Source organism: Enterobacter cloacae complex sp. I2, from assembly GCF_014896205.1.
Classification (GTDB): domain Bacteria; phylum Pseudomonadota; class Gammaproteobacteria; order Enterobacterales; family Enterobacteriaceae; genus Enterobacter; species Enterobacter quasihormaechei.
Window position 1 is genome coordinate 101,885 of the sequence record NZ_JADBRA010000003.1, and the last position, 15,762, is coordinate 117,646.

The 15,762-nt window shown below is 54.7% G+C and carries 15 protein-coding genes, 2 tRNA genes and 1 pseudogene; 13 read left to right on the top strand and 5 right to left on the bottom strand.

Features of this window, described 5'->3' with window-relative positions; all coding sequences use genetic code 11:
- Positions 1 to 240 precede the first annotated feature (240 nt).
- The 5 genes from efeU to IM300_RS03495 all read left to right on the top strand — a co-directional run bounded on the left by efeU (position 241) and on the right by IM300_RS03495 (position 6,743).
- Positions 241 to 1,074, top strand: coding sequence for an iron uptake transporter permease EfeU (gene efeU, locus IM300_RS03475; RefSeq protein ID WP_193035328.1), 834 nt, complete (start codon positions 241 to 243; stop codon positions 1,072 to 1,074).
- A gap of 40 nt (positions 1,075 to 1,114) precedes the next feature.
- Positions 1,115 to 2,242: an iron uptake system protein EfeO gene (gene efeO / locus IM300_RS03480; RefSeq protein WP_193035330.1), complete on the top strand. Its 1,128-nt coding sequence runs from the start codon at positions 1,115 to 1,117 to the stop codon at positions 2,240 to 2,242.
- Positions 2,243 to 2,247: 5 nt separating this feature from the next.
- On the top strand, positions 2,248 to 3,531 hold the full coding sequence (efeB, locus tag IM300_RS03485) for an iron uptake transporter deferrochelatase/peroxidase subunit (protein WP_193035332.1): 1,284 nt from the start codon (positions 2,248 to 2,250) through the stop codon (positions 3,529 to 3,531).
- Positions 3,532 to 4,030: 499 nt separating this feature from the next.
- Positions 4,031 to 4,822, top strand: coding sequence for a phosphate starvation-inducible protein PhoH (gene phoH, locus IM300_RS03490; RefSeq protein WP_172807014.1), 792 nt, complete (start codon positions 4,031 to 4,033; stop codon positions 4,820 to 4,822).
- 415 nt (positions 4,823 to 5,237) lie between these two features.
- Positions 5,238 to 6,743 carry a sodium:alanine symporter family protein gene (locus IM300_RS03495; protein ID WP_063866332.1) on the top strand — a complete coding sequence of 502 codons (1,506 nt, stop codon included), beginning with the start codon at positions 5,238 to 5,240 and terminating at the stop codon, positions 6,741 to 6,743.
- Between the two features lie 241 nt (positions 6,744 to 6,984).
- On the opposite strand, the gene IM300_RS03500 is transcribed toward IM300_RS03495, so the two are convergent.
- From IM300_RS03500 to IM300_RS03510, 3 genes are all read right to left on the bottom strand, one after another.
- A tRNA-Ser gene (locus IM300_RS03500) sits at positions 6,985 to 7,072 on the bottom strand.
- Between the two features lie 137 nt (positions 7,073 to 7,209).
- Positions 7,210 to 7,887 (bottom strand): isochorismatase family protein, encoded by a 678-nt coding sequence (locus IM300_RS03505; RefSeq protein ID WP_064910751.1) that lies wholly within the window; start codon positions 7,885 to 7,887, stop codon positions 7,210 to 7,212.
- Between the two features lie 20 nt (positions 7,888 to 7,907).
- On the bottom strand, positions 7,908 to 8,768 hold the full coding sequence (locus IM300_RS03510; RefSeq protein WP_193035334.1) for a pirin family protein: 861 nt from the start codon (positions 8,766 to 8,768) through the stop codon (positions 7,908 to 7,910).
- Between the two features lie 109 nt (positions 8,769 to 8,877).
- Between IM300_RS03510 and IM300_RS03515 the strand changes: the two genes are divergently transcribed.
- On the top strand, positions 8,878 to 9,783 hold the full coding sequence (locus tag IM300_RS03515) for a LysR family transcriptional regulator (RefSeq protein WP_131637200.1): 906 nt from the start codon (positions 8,878 to 8,880) through the stop codon (positions 9,781 to 9,783).
- A 134-nt stretch (positions 9,784 to 9,917) separates the two neighbouring features.
- Here the strand turns inward: IM300_RS03515 and IM300_RS03520 are convergent.
- Positions 9,918 to 10,005 (bottom strand) — tRNA-Ser (locus IM300_RS03520).
- Positions 10,006 to 10,237: 232 nt separating this feature from the next.
- Here IM300_RS03520 and ghrA point away from each other — a divergent pair.
- The 7 genes and pseudogenes from ghrA to ymdB all read left to right on the top strand — a co-directional run bounded on the left by ghrA (position 10,238) and on the right by ymdB (position 14,484).
- The gene (gene ghrA, locus IM300_RS03525; protein ID WP_193035336.1) at positions 10,238 to 11,176 is read left to right on the top strand and encodes a glyoxylate/hydroxypyruvate reductase GhrA; all 939 of its coding nucleotides are present in this window, start codon (positions 10,238 to 10,240) and stop codon (positions 11,174 to 11,176) included.
- An 84-nt stretch (positions 11,177 to 11,260) separates the two neighbouring features.
- Positions 11,261 to 11,998, top strand: coding sequence for a phosphatase (locus IM300_RS03530; protein ID WP_193035338.1), 738 nt, complete (start codon positions 11,261 to 11,263; stop codon positions 11,996 to 11,998).
- 19 nt (positions 11,999 to 12,017) lie between these two features.
- A complete protein-coding gene (locus tag IM300_RS03535) occupies positions 12,018 to 12,572 on the top strand; it encodes a molecular chaperone (protein ID WP_063449098.1) in 555 nt (184 codons plus the stop codon).
- Positions 12,573 to 12,668: 96 nt separating this feature from the next.
- Complete coding sequence (locus IM300_RS03540) at positions 12,669 to 13,151, top strand: DUF1097 domain-containing protein (RefSeq protein WP_074177697.1); 483 nt, start codon at positions 12,669 to 12,671, stop codon at positions 13,149 to 13,151.
- Positions 13,152 to 13,221: 70 nt separating this feature from the next.
- Positions 13,222 to 13,386: pseudogene (locus IM300_RS03545) on the top strand (curli assembly protein CsgC); the annotation flags it as partial.
- Between the two features lie 160 nt (positions 13,387 to 13,546).
- Positions 13,547 to 13,867 (top strand): type 1 fimbrial protein, encoded by a 321-nt coding sequence (locus IM300_RS03550; protein WP_063449096.1) that lies wholly within the window; start codon positions 13,547 to 13,549, stop codon positions 13,865 to 13,867.
- A gap of 80 nt (positions 13,868 to 13,947) precedes the next feature.
- Positions 13,948 to 14,484: an O-acetyl-ADP-ribose deacetylase gene (gene ymdB, locus IM300_RS03555; RefSeq protein ID WP_107535098.1), complete on the top strand. Its 537-nt coding sequence runs from the start codon at positions 13,948 to 13,950 to the stop codon at positions 14,482 to 14,484.
- Positions 14,485 to 14,525: 41 nt separating this feature from the next.
- On the opposite strand, the gene mdoC is transcribed toward ymdB, so the two are convergent.
- Positions 14,526 to 15,665, bottom strand: a complete 1,140-nt coding sequence (gene mdoC / locus IM300_RS03560) for a glucans biosynthesis protein MdoC (RefSeq protein WP_193035340.1) — start codon at positions 15,663 to 15,665, stop codon at positions 14,526 to 14,528.
- Positions 15,666 to 15,762: the final 97 nt, after the last annotated feature.

Genomic DNA, 15,762 nt, shown 5'->3' on the forward strand with positions numbered 1-15,762 from the left:
AGTTGGTTTTCGAGGCGGACATTTAGCCACAGCCCCGGTTAACCGTAAATGGGCATTTTTGTTATACCTTATAAACGTAACGGTTACTAATGCAATTATTACTCCGCAATGCGTTTACATCTGGTCATCAAAACTCCACATATTTCGCTTGTTTTTCTTTGTGCCGTAATGATAATCACTATCACTAGAATTTACGTTTCTTTGCATCAGTTGACCGCGATAAACATTTAAGGTGTCGGCATGTTTGTTCCTTTTCTCATTATGTTACGTGAAGGCCTTGAAGCGGCCCTGATCGTGAGCCTTATCGCCAGTTATCTGAAGCGTACCCAGCGCGGTCGCTGGATCGGCGTGATGTGGGTTGGCGTTTTCCTTGCCGCGGCGCTGTGCCTGGGGCTGGGTATTCTTATCAACGAAACCACCGGTGAATTTCCTCAGAAAGAACAAGAGCTTTTTGAAGGCATTGTCGCCGTAATAGCCGTGGTGATCCTCACCTGGATGGTGTTCTGGATGCGCAAAGTCTCCCGTAACGTGAAGGTGCAGCTGGAGCAGGCGGTGGATAACGCCCTGCAAAAAGGCAACCACCACGGCTGGGCGCTGATCCTGATGGTCTTTTTCGCCGTGGCGCGTGAGGGTCTGGAGTCCGTTTTCTTTCTGCTCGCGGCGTTTCAGCAGGACGTGGGCATCTGGCCGCCGTTGGGCGCGATGCTCGGGCTGGTCACGGCGGTTGTGCTTGGCTTCCTGCTCTACTGGGGCGGCATTCGGCTTAACCTGGGCGCGTTTTTCAAGTGGACCAGCCTGTTTATTCTGCTGGTGGCCGCGGGCCTGGCGGCAGGGGCGATCCGTGCCTTCCACGAGGCGGGCCTGTGGAACCATTTCCAGGACGTGGCGTTCGATCTCAGTAACGTTCTGTCCACCCATTCACTGATCGGCACCCTGCTTGAAGGGATCTTCGGCTACCAGGAAACGCCGACCGTCAGCGAAGTGGCAGTTTACTTTATCTATCTGGTTCCGGCGCTGATCCTGTTCGCTATGCCGCCGCGTACCGGCTCGCAGGCGTCGCGCGTCGCGCCGTAAGTGGTGTATTAGTTACAACATACTTTTTAAGGGAAGAGTCATGACCAGTCAGTTCCGTCGTAGTGCGTCAGGCGCAGGCATTGCCGCGCTGTTCGTGTCTGCCTTCGCCGCTCAGGCAGCAGATATCCCGCAGGTAAAAGTTACCGTCAACGATAAACAGTGCGAGCCGATGACCATCACGGTTAACAGCGGTAAAACCCAGTTTATTATTCAGAACCACAGCCAGAAGGCGCTGGAGTGGGAGATCCTGAAAGGCGTGATGGTGGTGGAAGAGCGCGAAAATATCGCGCCGGGCTTCAGCCAGAAGATGACCGCCAATCTACAGCCGGGCGAATATGATATGACCTGCGGCCTGCTGACGAACCCGAAAGGTAAGCTGATCGTCAAAGGCGCAGCGACGGCAGACGCGGCCAAAGGCACGGCGCTGTTAAGCCTTGGCGACGCCATTACCGCCTATAAAGCCTACGTCACTAAAGAGACGGCGGACCTGGTGGCGGGCACCCAAGCCTTTACCGACGCGGTGAAAGCGGGCGATATCGAAAAAGCGAAATCGCTGTATGCACCTACCCGTCAGCACTACGAGCGCATCGAGCCTATTGCCGAGCTGTTCTCCGATCTCGACGGCAGCATTGATGCCCGCGAAGACGACTACGAGCATAAGGCCGCCGATCCAAAATTCACCGGCTTCCACCGTCTGGAAAAAGCGCTGTTTGGCGATAATTCCACCAAAGGAATGGAGAAATATGCCGCTCAGCTGAACACCGACGTGCTGGAGCTGCAAAAGCGCATCAGCGAGCTGGCCTTCCCGCCGTCGAAAGTGGTGGGCGGCGCGGCGGGCCTGATTGAAGAAGTGGCCGCAAGCAAAATCAGCGGTGAGGAAGATCGCTACAGCCACACCGACCTGTGGGACTTCCAGGCGAACGTTGACGGCGCGCAGAAAATTGTCGATCTGCTGCGGCCTCAGCTGCAAAAAGAGAACGGCGAGCTGCTGGCGAAAGTGGATGCCAACTTCAAAAAGGTCGATACCATCCTGGCGAAGTACCGCACCAAAGACGGGTTCGAAACCTACGACAAACTGACCGAAGCCGACCGTAACGCGCTGAAAGGCCCGATTACAACGCTGGCGGAAGATCTCTCCCTGCTGCGCGGCGTTCTGGATCTGGATTAAGCACGATGAACAAGCATGACGAGTACGACGTCGCTGAACCTTCCCGGCGTCGTTTGTTGAAAGGGGTAGGGGCGCTGGGCGGCGCGCTTGCCCTGGCAGGCGGCTGTCCGGTGGCGCACGCGGCAAAACCGCAAAGCGCGCCCGGCACGCTGTCGCCGGATGCGCGCAGGGAGACGCAGCCGTTTTATGGCGAGCACCAGGCAGGGATTTTGACGCCGCAGCAGGCCTCGATGATGCTGGTGGCTTTCGATTCGCTGGCGAGCGATAAGGCCGACCTGGCGCGTCTGTTCAGGCTGCTGACCACGCGCATTGCCTTCCTCACCGCGGGCGGTCCGGCGCCGGAAACACCGAATCCGCGCCTGCCACCGATGGATTCCGGGATCCTTGGGGCGTTTATTGCTCCCGATAACCTGACCATCACCGTGTCGGTGGGGGAATCGCTGTTTGATGACCGCTACGGCCTGGCAAAGCAGAAGCCGAAAGCGCTGCAAAAAATGACGCGTTTCCCGAATGACTCTCTCGACGCGGCGCTGTGCCACGGCGATGTGCTGTTTCAGATTTGCGCCAATACTCAGGATACGGTGATCCACGCCCTGCGCGATATCATCAAGCACACGCCGGATCTGCTCAGCGTGCGCTGGAAGCGGGAAGGATTTATCTCTGACCACGCTGCCCGCAGTAAAGGGAAAGAGACGCCGGTGAACCTGCTGGGCTTCAAAGACGGCACTGCCAACCCGGACAGCAGCAATGCCGCGCTGATGAAAAACGTGGTCTGGGTGACGGCGGATCAGGGCGAACCGGCCTGGGCCGTGGGCGGCAGCTACCAGGCGGTGCGCATTATCCAGTTCCACGTGGAGTTCTGGGACCGCACGCCGCTGAAAGAGCAGCAGACGATTTTCGGTCGCGATAAGCAAACCGGGGCGCCGCTCGGCATGAAGCATGAGCACGATGAACCCGACTACGCGCGCGATCCAAACGGCGATGTCATCGCCCTGGACAGCCATATTCGTCTCGCCAATCCTCGCACCCGGGAGACGCAATCCAGTCTGATGATGCGAAGGGGTTACAGCTACTCGCTGGGTGTGACCCACTCCGGTCAGCTTGATATGGGGCTGCTGTTTGTCTGCTATCAGCATGACCTGGAAAAAGGATTTCTTACCGTACAGAAGCGGCTGAACGGCGAAGCGCTGGAGGAGTACATTAAGCCCATCGGCGGCGGCTATTTCTTTGCTCTGCCCGGAGCGCGTGACGCGAACGCCTGGCTCGCTCAGGGTCTGATAGAAGCCTGATAATCGTCCCTGCGACAGTTCGCGGGGACATTATTTTTTTCCTGGACTATCTTATTGTTATATTTCTGTAATATTTCTATATGAGACTGATTTTCCATGTAGGGGCAGTCTGAAAAGTTGCATTCAGGTAAAATAAATGTTGCATTTATGATAATCCCTGATGTACTTAAGATAAGACAGCGGTAGTTCCCGGCAGTGATGTTACTCACTATGGAGATCGCGAATGGTTGCGTCCTGTACTGGACAAGGTAAACACAACAACCGCAGTACCCGGCGCGGAGGCTCAGACTCCGGCAGCGATTTCCTCACCACTAAATTCTCTCCTTCACCTCAAGAACCTGTTTCGACCGACGTGCATAGCGGTGCGCGTAGCCGTTCTGTATCGTCATCCGGTAATGCAAGCAATGGCTTACAAGGAAGCCAACCCTCTGATGTTCGTGCGCATAATCGTGCCGATGCTGGCGCGTGTGATGAATACCAACAACTCAAGGTGCTATCCATGGGAAGACAAAAAGCAGTGATCAAAGCTCGTCGTGAAGCAAAACGTGTGCTGAGACGGGATTCACGTAGCCATAAACAGCGTGAAGAAGAATCGGTCACCTCGCTTGTGCAGATGAGCGGCGTAGAATCCATTGGCATGGCGCGGGACAGCCGCGACGCATCGCCAATTGTGGCGCGTAATGAGGCTCAGGCGCACTACCTGAATGCTATCGAGAGTAAACAGCTCATCTTTGCAACCGGTGAAGCCGGATGCGGGAAAACCTGGATCAGTGCCGCCAAAGCGGCGGAGGCGCTGATTCATAAAGACGTGGAAAGGATCATCGTTACCCGTCCGGTACTGCAAGCTGATGAAGATCTGGGCTTCCTGCCCGGCGATATTTCGGAGAAGTTTGCCCCATACTTCAGGCCCGTCTATGACGTGCTGGTGAAGCGGCTGGGCGCTTCCTTTATGCAGTACTGCCTGCGACCAGAGATTGGCAAGGTGGAAATCGCGCCGTTCGCCTATATGCGCGGACGTACATTTGAAAATGCGGTCGTTATTCTCGACGAGGCTCAGAATGTGACCGCTGCGCAAATGAAGATGTTTTTAACGCGCCTCGGGGAGAACGTGACGGTGATCGTCAATGGCGATATTACCCAGTGTGACCTGCCGTCGGGCGTGAAGTCCGGCCTCAGCGATGCCATGTCACGTTTTGCGGAAGATGAGATGATTGGGGTGGTCCGCTTCACAAAAGAAGACTGCGTCCGCTCAGCGCTGTGTCAACGCACGCTGGAAGTCTATTCCGATTAAGATCATTCTTTCAAGCCATTTCTTCCCGGCGTCATGCCGGGAAGCTTCGTTTATTCCCACTGAAACAGTGACGTTTGTTTGAATCATATTTATTTCCTATAGCATTCAACAGGATTTAGAAATCGTTTTGCGGTATTAATAATATTACCGCCCATTATTTATGCGCGTTTTTTATACAAAAAGAAAAAGTGTGATATGTATTTATAATACCCACAAAATATCTATAAATATAATGATCGCGCTAATTGTTCGTTAAAATCAAACGTGAATGTTGTCACAGAACATGACTAAGCAGCAAAAATTAAGTTGGTGTCTTCTGGGTAATTATCTATGTTTCGTACTTGTTCAAACAAAATTCTAACAAGAAACACGCCGGGGGATCGTTTCCTCTGGAACATCACGCTGAGGGTCATACATGAACGAACTGGTTAGTGCAATTAACGGTGTTATCTGGAGCCCGGCGTTAATATTTTTATGTCTGGGTGTCGGCCTCTATTTCTCACTACGTAGTCGCTTTCTGCAATTACGCCATATTAAACATATGATTACACTGATGTTTGAGGGACGCCCTACCGAGGCAGGCGTATCATCGTTTCAGGCGCTGACGATGACGCTGGCCGGTCGCGTGGGGACGGGGAATATCGCGGGGGTAGCAACCGCCATTACTTTTGGTGGACCGGGTGCGCTTTTCTGGATGTGGGTTGTGGCTTTTTTAGGGGCCAGTTCTGCTTTTGTCGAATCCACCTTAGGTCAGGTTTATAAAGAAAAAATTAACGGCGAATATCGTGGCGGCCCTGCCTTTTATATTGAAAAAGGGTTAGGCGTGAAGTGGTACGCATGGTTATTTGCTATCGTAACCATTTTCTCCTGCGGATTATTACTGCCAGGCGTGCAGGCAAACTCTATTGGTGCGAGTCTGGATATTGCCTTTGGCCTGAGTCCGAACGTCACGGCGGCATTACTTGCCCTGTTGTTAAGTTTTATTATTTTTGGTGGCGTGAAAAGGATCGCCAGTTTTAGCAGTATGGTGGTTCCGTTTATGGCGCTGGGCTATATTATTGTCGCCTGCGTGATTATCGCTATCAATATCGATCAGCTTCCCGCGGTTATTCTGCTGATCTGGAAAAGCGCTTTCGGGCTTGAAGCTGGCTTTGGCGCTATTCTGGGCCAGGCTATTATGTGGGGCGTGAAGCGCGGCGTCTATTCTAACGAAGCGGCGCAGGGTACCGGGCCGCATGCTTCATCCGCGGCGGCCGTAAGCCATCCGGTGAAGCAGGGGCTGGTTCAGGCGTTCTCCGTTTATATCGACACGCTGTTTGTCTGCTCCGCGACCGGCTTTATGCTGTTGATTACTGGGCTGTATAACGTCCAGGGTGTCGACGGTGCTGCCCTCTATACCGGTATTGCTGGCGTGGCGGCCGGTCCTGGCTATGTGCAGACGGCGATGGAAAGTATGATGCCTGGCTTTGGTAATTACTTTGTTGCCATCGCGCTGTTCTTCTTCGCCTTCACCACAATCATTGCCTACTACTACATCGCTGAAACCAATATCGCCTACATCAACCGTAAAATTCACCGCCCGTGGCTGACGTTCCTGCTGAAATTATGTCTGATGGCTTCCACCGTCTATGGCACCGTCCGCACTGCGGATCTGGCATGGGGATTAGGCGATATTGGGGTAGGGCTGATGGCATGGCTCAACATTATCGCCATTGTTCTGTTGCATAAAAAAGCGTTTGCCAGCCTGAAAGACTATGAAACCCAGAACGCGCAGGGGTTGGATCCCCAGTTTGACCCGGTTCGGCTTGGGATAAAAAATGCCGATTACTGGCTGGAGGATCGCAGGGATGAAGAGGGTTTGAATAGCGGCCAGAGTCCTGCTCCCGAGGGAAAGCAACCGGCTGGAAAGCTGAATAGCTGAGGAATGGTTAAGACGGGCCCGTACTTTGTACGGGCTTTCTTTTATCGGTGAGGCGGCTCAGTCTGCCCTGGGGGGGATTGACTCGCTTCGCTCGCCCTGCGGGCAGCCTGTTCGCTTCGCTCTCAGTCTGTCCAACTGGCTGCGCCAGTTGTCTAACCCGGTCGGGGGTTCTCATCCCCCCCCTTACGGAGAATATAAAAGAAAAAAGCCCGTACTTTCGTACGAGCTCTCATCTTAAATATGGCGGTGAGGGGGGGATTCGAACCCCCGATACGTTGCCGTATACACACTTTCCAGGCGTGCTCCTTCAGCCACTCGGACACCTCACCATATTGTTTTGCTGCCTGACCGCTTGGGGGGCAACGGGGCGCTACTATAGGGAGTTGCGCGAAAGCGGTCAAGCAGATTTTCTGCATTCGTGCCTGTTCGGTTAAGCCTTAATCAGCTTATGGCGCACCGCGCAGCATTAACGCTGCGAATCGAGCACTTCGCTGTTTTTCACCACCTCCTGCGCTTTGCCGTAGCTTTCGATCAGCAGCTGATAGGCCGGGAAGATATGGGTGTAGACTTCCGCCCACGCCGCCGCATCTTCACGATTCCATGTCCGCTGAATTTCGGAGGCAACGGCTGCCGTGTCCATCGGCACCACGCCTGCCTGTACCACGCGTGCCAGGGTGATCTCCTGCGCCATTTTGCTGTACGTGCCGGAGGCATCAATCACCGCAAACACTTTATATCCGTCCGCCACCGCGCTGATAGACGGAAATGCCATGCAGACGCTGGTGATCGTACCGGCGATAATCAACGTTTTACGCCCGGTGGCTTTTACCGCCGCCACAAACTCCGGGTTATCCCAAGCGTTGATCTCACCTTTACGTGCAACGTACTGGGCGTGCGGCGCGTTGGCGTGGATCTCTGGAATAAGCGGGCCGTTCGGCCCCTGTGGAACCGACGCCGTGGTGATCACTGGGATCTCCGCCAGCGTGGCGATTTTTGCCAGCGCCGCCGCACGGGCGCGCAGCTCAGGCATCGGCATATCGCCAACGGTCTGGAACAGCCCGCTCTGGTGATCGATAAGCAGCATAACGGCATCATTAACGTCAATAACGGGACGCGCACCGTTGAAGTTAGCAGGTGTAGACATAATGCTCTCCTTTATCAGGTTTAGATCTGGCCAAAGCGGCCGGAGTTAAAATCGCGAATAGCTTCGGCGATCTCGGTTTTACTGTTCATCACAAACGGGCCGTAGCCCACAATCGGTTCATTCAGCGGCTCACCGGCCATCAGCAGCACTTTGGCATCGCTGCTGGCGTCGAGATGCAGTTTGTCACCGCTCTGACTCAACACGACCAGCTGCGCCTCACCGGCGGGCGTGGTACCGTTCACCGTCACGCTCCCCTCAAGTACAACCAGCGCCGTGCTCCAGCCTTCGGGCTGATTGAGCGTCAGGTGGCTGCCCTGGTGCAGCGCGAGATCCCACACGTTCAGCGGTGAGAAGGTATGCGCCGGGCCGGTGACATCGTCAAAGCGGCCAGCAATCACGCGCAATGTTCCGCTGTTATCCGGCAGGGAGATCACCGGGATATCTGCCTTAGTGATGCTCTGGTAGCCTGGCGTCGCCATTTTGTCTTTGGCGGGCAGGTTGACCCACAGCTGCATCATTTTTAGTTCACCACCTTTCTGCGAGAACGCGCTGGAGTGGAACTCTTCGTGCAAAATGCCGGCGCCTGCCGTCATCCACTGCACGTCGCCCGGGCCGATTACGCCGCCTCTGCCGGTGGAATCACGGTGCTCCACTTCACCTGAGTAGACGATGGTCACCGTTTCAAAACCGCGATGAGGATGCTCGCCCACCCCGCGTTTCGCGCCGTCTGCCGGAAAGGTGTAGGGACCGGCATAGTCCAGCAGCAGGAACGGGCTCAGCGGTTCGCCGTGTGTCTGGTAAGAAAACATTGAACGAACCGGGAAACCGTCACCGACCCAGTGCGGACGAGGGGCGGTATAGACGCCTGTTACGTTTTTCATGATTAACTCCTGATGTTCTGTTGATGTAATTAGCTTATATTCACGGTTAATACCCCGGTAGATAGCGAAAATGACATTCACTGTTCCTTAAATGGAACAATGGAGGCGTATGCAGGATCTCAATGATTTCGTATGGTTTGTGAAGGTGGTGGAGCATGGCGGCTTTGCGGCGGCAGGTCGGGCGCTCGATCAGCCTAAGTCAAAACTAAGCCGTCGGATCGCGCAGCTGGAAGAACGCCTGGGCGTTCGGCTGATACAGCGAACCACGCGGCAGTTTACGGTGACAGAGGTGGGGCAAACGTTCTACCAGCACTGTAAAGCCATGCTGGTTGAGGCCGAAGCGGCGGAGGAGGCGGTAGCGGCACTACAGGCTGAACCGCGCGGTATGGTCAGGATCACTTGCCCTGTAACCCTGCTGCACGTTCACGTGGGGCCGATGCTGGCGAGATTTATGGCGCGCTATCCGGGGATCAACCTCCAGCTCGAAGCGACCAACCGCCGGGTGGATCTCGTGGCGGAGGGGGTGGACGTGGCGATCCGCGTTCGTCCGCGCCCGTTTGATGACAGCGATCTGGTATTAAGGGTACTGGCGGACAGGGGACACTGTCTGGTTGCCGGGCCGGCACTGCTGGAACGGATGGGCAACCCGACGGCGCCTTCTGAACTCAGCGCATGGCCGGGTTTAAGTATGGGCGCGGGTAAGCATCTGCATAAGTGGGAGTTAAGCGGGCCGGAAGGCGCGAAAGCAGAAGTTCACTTCACGCCGCGCCTGGTGACCACTGACATGCTGGCGCTGCGGGAAGCGGCGATGGCGGGGGTAGGCCTGGTGCAGCTGCCCATTTTGATGGTGAAGGATCAGCTGGCGTCAGGCGAACTTATTCGAGTGCTAAATGCGTGGGAACCCAAACGGGAGGTCATCCATGCGGTGTATCCTTCAAGACGAGGTTTGCTGCCGTCGGTCAGGACGCTGGTGGATTTTCTCACCGAAGAGTACGCACGGATGGTGGAGGAGTAAAGTCCCTGTAGGTCGGGTAAGCGAAGCGCCACCCGACACGCGTTTCGCTCGGAGCCAAAGGGTTAGAATCCCCCCACTGACGTGCAATATGCGAAAAAAAAGCCCGCATTTTCATGCGAGCTCTTCTTCAAATATGGCGGTGAGGGGGGGATTCGAACCCCCGATACGTTGCCGTATACACACTTTCCAGGCGTGCTCCTTCAGCCACTCGGACACCTCACCATATTGTCATCCCGTTGTTGCCGGGACGGGCGCTAATGTAAGGAAAAGCCGTACTGCCGTCAACCCACTTTTTCAGTAATTTAGCGCGTTTATACAAACTTCAGGCAACCTGATTCCGAAATGTGCGAAAAGCGCCTCTTTTATCAGCAACGCGGTTCGCTGATAAATTTGTTATGCTGGCAATCCAGTTGAAAATGAAAATAAAACAGCGCAATAAAAGGCAGGAATGACTATGGATATTATCTTCTATCACCCCACTTTTGATACGGCTTACTGGATCAACGCGCTCACGGCGGCACTGCCTGGCGCACGCGTTCGCGAATGGAAGCGGGGCGATAATGAACATGCCGACTACGCGCTGGTCTGGCATCCCCCGGTCGAAATGCTACAGGGCCGCCGTTTGAAGGCGGTGTTTGCCCTCGGTGCGGGGGTAGACTCCATCCTGAGCAAGCTGAAGGCTCACCCTGAAATGCTGCCGGAAGATATTCCCCTGTTCCGACTGGAGGATACCGGTATGGGACAGCAGATGCAGGAATATGCCGTGAGTCAGGTGCTGCACTGGTTCCGCCGCTTCGACGATTATCAGGCCTTTAAGCAGCAATCCCACTGGGAACCGCTCCCGGATTATCAGCGCGAAGATTTCACCATCGGCATCCTCGGTGCAGGCGTCCTGGGCTCGAAAGTCGCAGAGGCACTCGCCCCGTGGGGCTTCCCGCTGCGCTGCTGGAGCCGCAGCCGTAAGGATTATCCGGGCGTCGAGAGCTTTGCGGGAATGAATGAACTCCCGGCGTTCCTGAAAGAGACACGGGTACTCATTAACCTGCTGCCGAATACCGCGGAAACGGTGGGCATAATCAATGGTGCGCTCCTCAACCAGCTGGCAGACGATAGCTACTTAATGAACCTGGCGCGCGGGGTGCACGTGGTGGAAGACGATCTGCTGAAAGCGCTGGACAGCGGTAAGCTGAAAGGCGCAATGCTGGATGTTTATAGCCGCGAACCGCTGCCGACAGAAAGCCCGCTCTGGGCTCACCCACGCGTGGCGATGACGCCCCATATTGCGGCCGTGACGCGACCGGCGGAGGCCGTGGCGTACATCTCGCATACCATCAGCGAGATAGAGAAGGGCAACGCGGTGACCGGGCAGGTCGACAGACAGCGAGGCTACTGAGATAAACCCGGCGTTCGCCGGGTTTTTGCTAATATTCGACGCTGATAACTGCTATCCTTTGGAAAAACCGCAGAGGAGAGAAAGATGTATCCCGTTGACCTGCATATGCACACCGTCGCCAGTACTCACGCTTACAGTAACCTCCATGATTATATCGCTCAGGCGAAGCTGAAAGGCATCAAACTGTTTGCGATCACCGATCACGGCCCGGATATGGCGGATGCGCCGCACTACTGGCATTTTGTGAATATGCGTATCTGGCCACGTCTGGTGGACGGTATCGGGATACTGCGCGGCATCGAAGCGAATATCAAAAATACCGACGGTGAAATTGACTGCACCGGCCCGATGCTGACCTCGTTAGATCTGATCCTCGCCGGTTTCCATGAGCCGGTTTTTGCGCCGCAGGATAAAGAGACCAACACCGCAGCGATGATTGCCACCATCGCCAGCGGCAACGTTCACATTATCAGCCACCCGGGCAACCCTAAATACCCAATTGATATTCAGGCCGTGGCGCAGGCGGCGGCGAAGCACCGCGTGGCGCTGGAGATCAACAACTCTTCGTTCGTGCACTCGCGTAAGGGCAGTGAAGCCAACTGTCGCGACGTGGCGGCTGCCGTGCGTGACGCGGGCGGAATGGTGGCGCTGGGCTCTGATTCTCACACGGCCTTTACGCTGGGTGATTTCAGCGAATGTCTGAAAATATTGCAGGACGTGAATTTCCCGGAAGAACGCATCCTGAACGTCACGCCGCGTCGTATGCTCGACTTCCTTGAGTCGCGCGGCATGGCGCCGATTGATGAATTTGCCGATCTTTAATGACTAATGGAATAAAAACATGAATGAGTTTTCCATCCTTTGCCGCGTGCTGGGCACCTTATATTACCGCCAGCCGCAGGATCCGCTTCTGGTTCCGCTGTTTACCCTGATCCGTGAAGGTAAGCTGGCGCAGAACTGGCCGCTGGAACAGGATGAGCTGCTGGAACGCTTGCAAAAAAGCTGCGATATGCAGCAGATTTCCACCGATTATAACGCGCTGTTCGTGGGGGAAGAGTGTCGCGTGTCGCCGTATCGTTCTGCCTGGCAGGAGGGGGCAACTGAAGCGGAAGTGCGGGCATTTCTCTCAGAACGCGGTATGCCGCTGACGGATATGCCAGCCGATCATATCGGTACGCTGCTGCTGGCGGCCTCCTGGATTGAAGATAATGCAGGTGACGATGAGAACGAGGCGATTGAAACCCTGTTCGAAACGTATCTCCTGCCGTGGGTTGGAACCTTCCTGGGCAAAGTGGAGGCGCACGCTACGTCACCATTCTGGAGAACGCTGGCTCCGCTGACGCGTGACGCTATCGCTGCCATGTGGGATGAGCTGGAAGAAGAGAACGAAGAGTGACTTAGATCACAAAAATTCTGCAACGATACATTTCAACTTGCACGTAATGTGCTTCCGATCTCATTTCCCGGGTGCGCATCTGCTAAGATGCGCACCATGAATATATTACTTTGTATTGCAATCACGACTGGCATCCTTTCCGGCCTCTGGGGTTGGGTGGCGGTGTCGCTCGGTTTGTTGAGCTGGGCCGGTTTCCTTGGCTGCACGGCCTACTTCGCCTGCCCGCAGGGTGGTCTCAAAGGGCTGTTTATTTCAGGCTGCACGTTGCTAAGTGGCGTGGTCTGGGCGCTGGTCATTATGAAAGGCAGCGCGCTGGCACCGCATATGGAAATCCTGGGTTACGTCATGACCGGTATTGTGGCCTTCCTGATGTGCGTTCAGGCAAAACATCTGCTGTTGTCGTTTGTGCCCGGCACGTTCATGGGTGCCTGCGCGACCTTTGCAGGGCAGGGGGACTGGAAGCTGGTGGTTCCTTCACTCATGCTGGGTTTACTGTTTGGCTATGCCATGAAGAACAGCGGCCTCTGGCTGGCAGCCCGACGCGAGAAGAGCCAGAACGTTTCGGCGGTAAGTGAATAAAAAAAGGCGAGACGGAAATCTCGCCTTTTTGTTGCACTGTCGATCAACGTGAAACAGTTCGGCGGCGGCGCGGCAGAAAAATACCCTTCTTATACCCGTTAATCAGCCGATTGATTTAACGCGGATCGGTTTAAATATTTACTCAGGGGATGCGGTAAAAATGATTGTCACCGTTTCTGATGAAAATTCGCTCCATTTATCGCAGCAGTGGAATGCACCGGCCAGTACGCTTTAATCATTCATGAAATCAATCATTTATTAAAGTGGCGGCGCTGCGCAGGTAAGCTATGCTGATATCAAGAACCCGGTAATCGGGTTGCTTGAATTGATACTTCACAGGTCATAACGGAGCGTTTTTACCCCTCATGGACGAATTTCATTGAGGAGTACAAATAATGTTCAAATCCGCAGCGTGTATTATTTCTGGTCTGGGACTGATCCTGTCCTCTTTTTTTTCTCCGGCTTATTCCGCAACCATTGAAAATGGTGGGGTTATTCATTTTCGTGGCGCGGTGGTGGCCGATCCGTGCGAAGTCGCTCCTCAGCATCAGCAGTTTGCGATTTCCTGCCCGGAAAATAACCGCATGAAAACGCATACCATCAGTTATGACGAGGCGCTCCGGGGACATCATCCTCATTCAAACCTGGCCGCTGTCACCATGAAATACCTGAATGAAGAGAAAACGCTCGCGGTTGTTCAGGTGGACTACCGCTAGCAGTCGTATCTTTCACGACGGTTTTTCTCCCTCTCCCTCTGCGATACACTTAAGAAAAGGGCGGGTTGCAGAGGGTGTTTATGAGACCGCAAATCGACGTTATTCATGGCGATATCACGACGGTGCACGTTGACGTGATCGTCAACGCTGCCAATTCCTCCTTGCTGGGCGGAGGGGGAGTGGACGGCGCCATTCACCGGGCCGCAGGCCCACAGCTTCTGGAAGCATGCAAAACCGTGCGCCAGCAGCAGGGAGAGTGCCCCCCGGGGCATGCCGTCATTACGCTGGCGGGGGATCTCCCGGCCAAAGCGGTGATCCATACCGTTGGCCCCGTCTGGCACGGCGGCGACCATCATGAAGCTGAGATTCTGGAGCAGGCGTATCGTAACTGCCTGCGGCTTGCGGCCGATAACGGTTATAAGACCATGGCGTTTCCCGCCATCAGCACGGGGGTTTACGGTTATCCAAAGGAAGCGGCAGCAAATATCGCCGTGAATACCGTTTATCACTACCTTTCCCTTAAGCCCATGCCGGAAAAAGTTATTTTTGTCTGTTTCGACGAGCACACCGCCGACCTGTATCAACGGATTTTAACCGAGCGCAGCCAGCTATTTTGATGTCTGAGATGTAAAAACGGCGCCCTGATGGCGCCGTTTTGTTATCCCGCTTTAACCTGAGGTTTGCCTGAAAACAGGAAACGCAAAAGCGGGATCCGCAGGTGGATTTCATACAGCACGATGGCAATGCCAACCACAAAGACCAGACCGGTGAAGAAGCCCAGCGCATTCGAGGCAATATGCGGCGTAATGTATGCCCCGAAAAACAGCGTCAACGGATGGTGAACCAGGTAGATAAACAGCGAAGCATTAACGAAATAGGTTACGCGGCTGGATTTAAAATTCAGCAGGCGATGGCCCAGCGCGAACACCACGTTCACCATCCACAGGCCCATCAGCATCGTTATCACGCTCTCGGTTTCATACATCCACGCGTCCCCGCTGCCGTAGCGCTGATTGAGAAGATAGGCTGCAAAGGCCAGCGTAGCACCCACTGCACACCAGGGGGAGGGGGTGGTAAACAGCGCTTTAAGCCGCGGATGAATAAACGCCAGCGCGCCAATCAGGAAGAAGGGAATGTAGAACAGCGTCTGCATCACCACGAAATTAAACAGCCCATCGCTCAGAACAGGGGGATAGACAATGAACAGGGTACGCCTGACGGCGGCATACGCAATCCCCAGCGCAAGAAACAGCAGCGACAGCTTGCCCAGAGTGATGTTGGCGAAAAAGGCAGAGGATGTTGAGCTCGCGCGCTGGCGCAGCCGGCTGAAGATCAGCAAGCTCACCGTGGTTAACACCACCAGAACCAGCAGGAACCAGAGGTGGGAAATCAGCTCCCAGACCAGGGTGTTGTATTTCTCGTAAAGGGAGAGATTAGACCAGGTTTCCGTCTTGCCTTTAACATACTGCAACATAATGAACTGCGGCAGCGTCAACAGCGGGATGGCCGTCAACATCGGTATGCCCACGCGCTCCACGCGCACTTTCCACCATCGCTTCAGCGGATAGCGCAAAAAGAGCATGTAGGAGAAATATCCAGAAATGACAAAAAACACCTGCATGCGGAAGGCATGAATAAAATCATTAAACAGCGTAAGCCACCAGGAAGGCATCTGACTGTTGACGTGCCAGGTGTGGCTGGAATAAATCAGTGAAATATGAAAAGGGATCCCCAATAGCATGAGCCATGCGCGGATCGAGTCGAGGAAATATTCACGTTGTACAGGGGTTGTGCTCATATAACTTTGCGCATTCTCAGACTTTTCGCCTTATCCCTAAGGCTCATAATGGTTACATTCGGAGCCAACCCTACACCAAGACCGACACCCTGTCTCC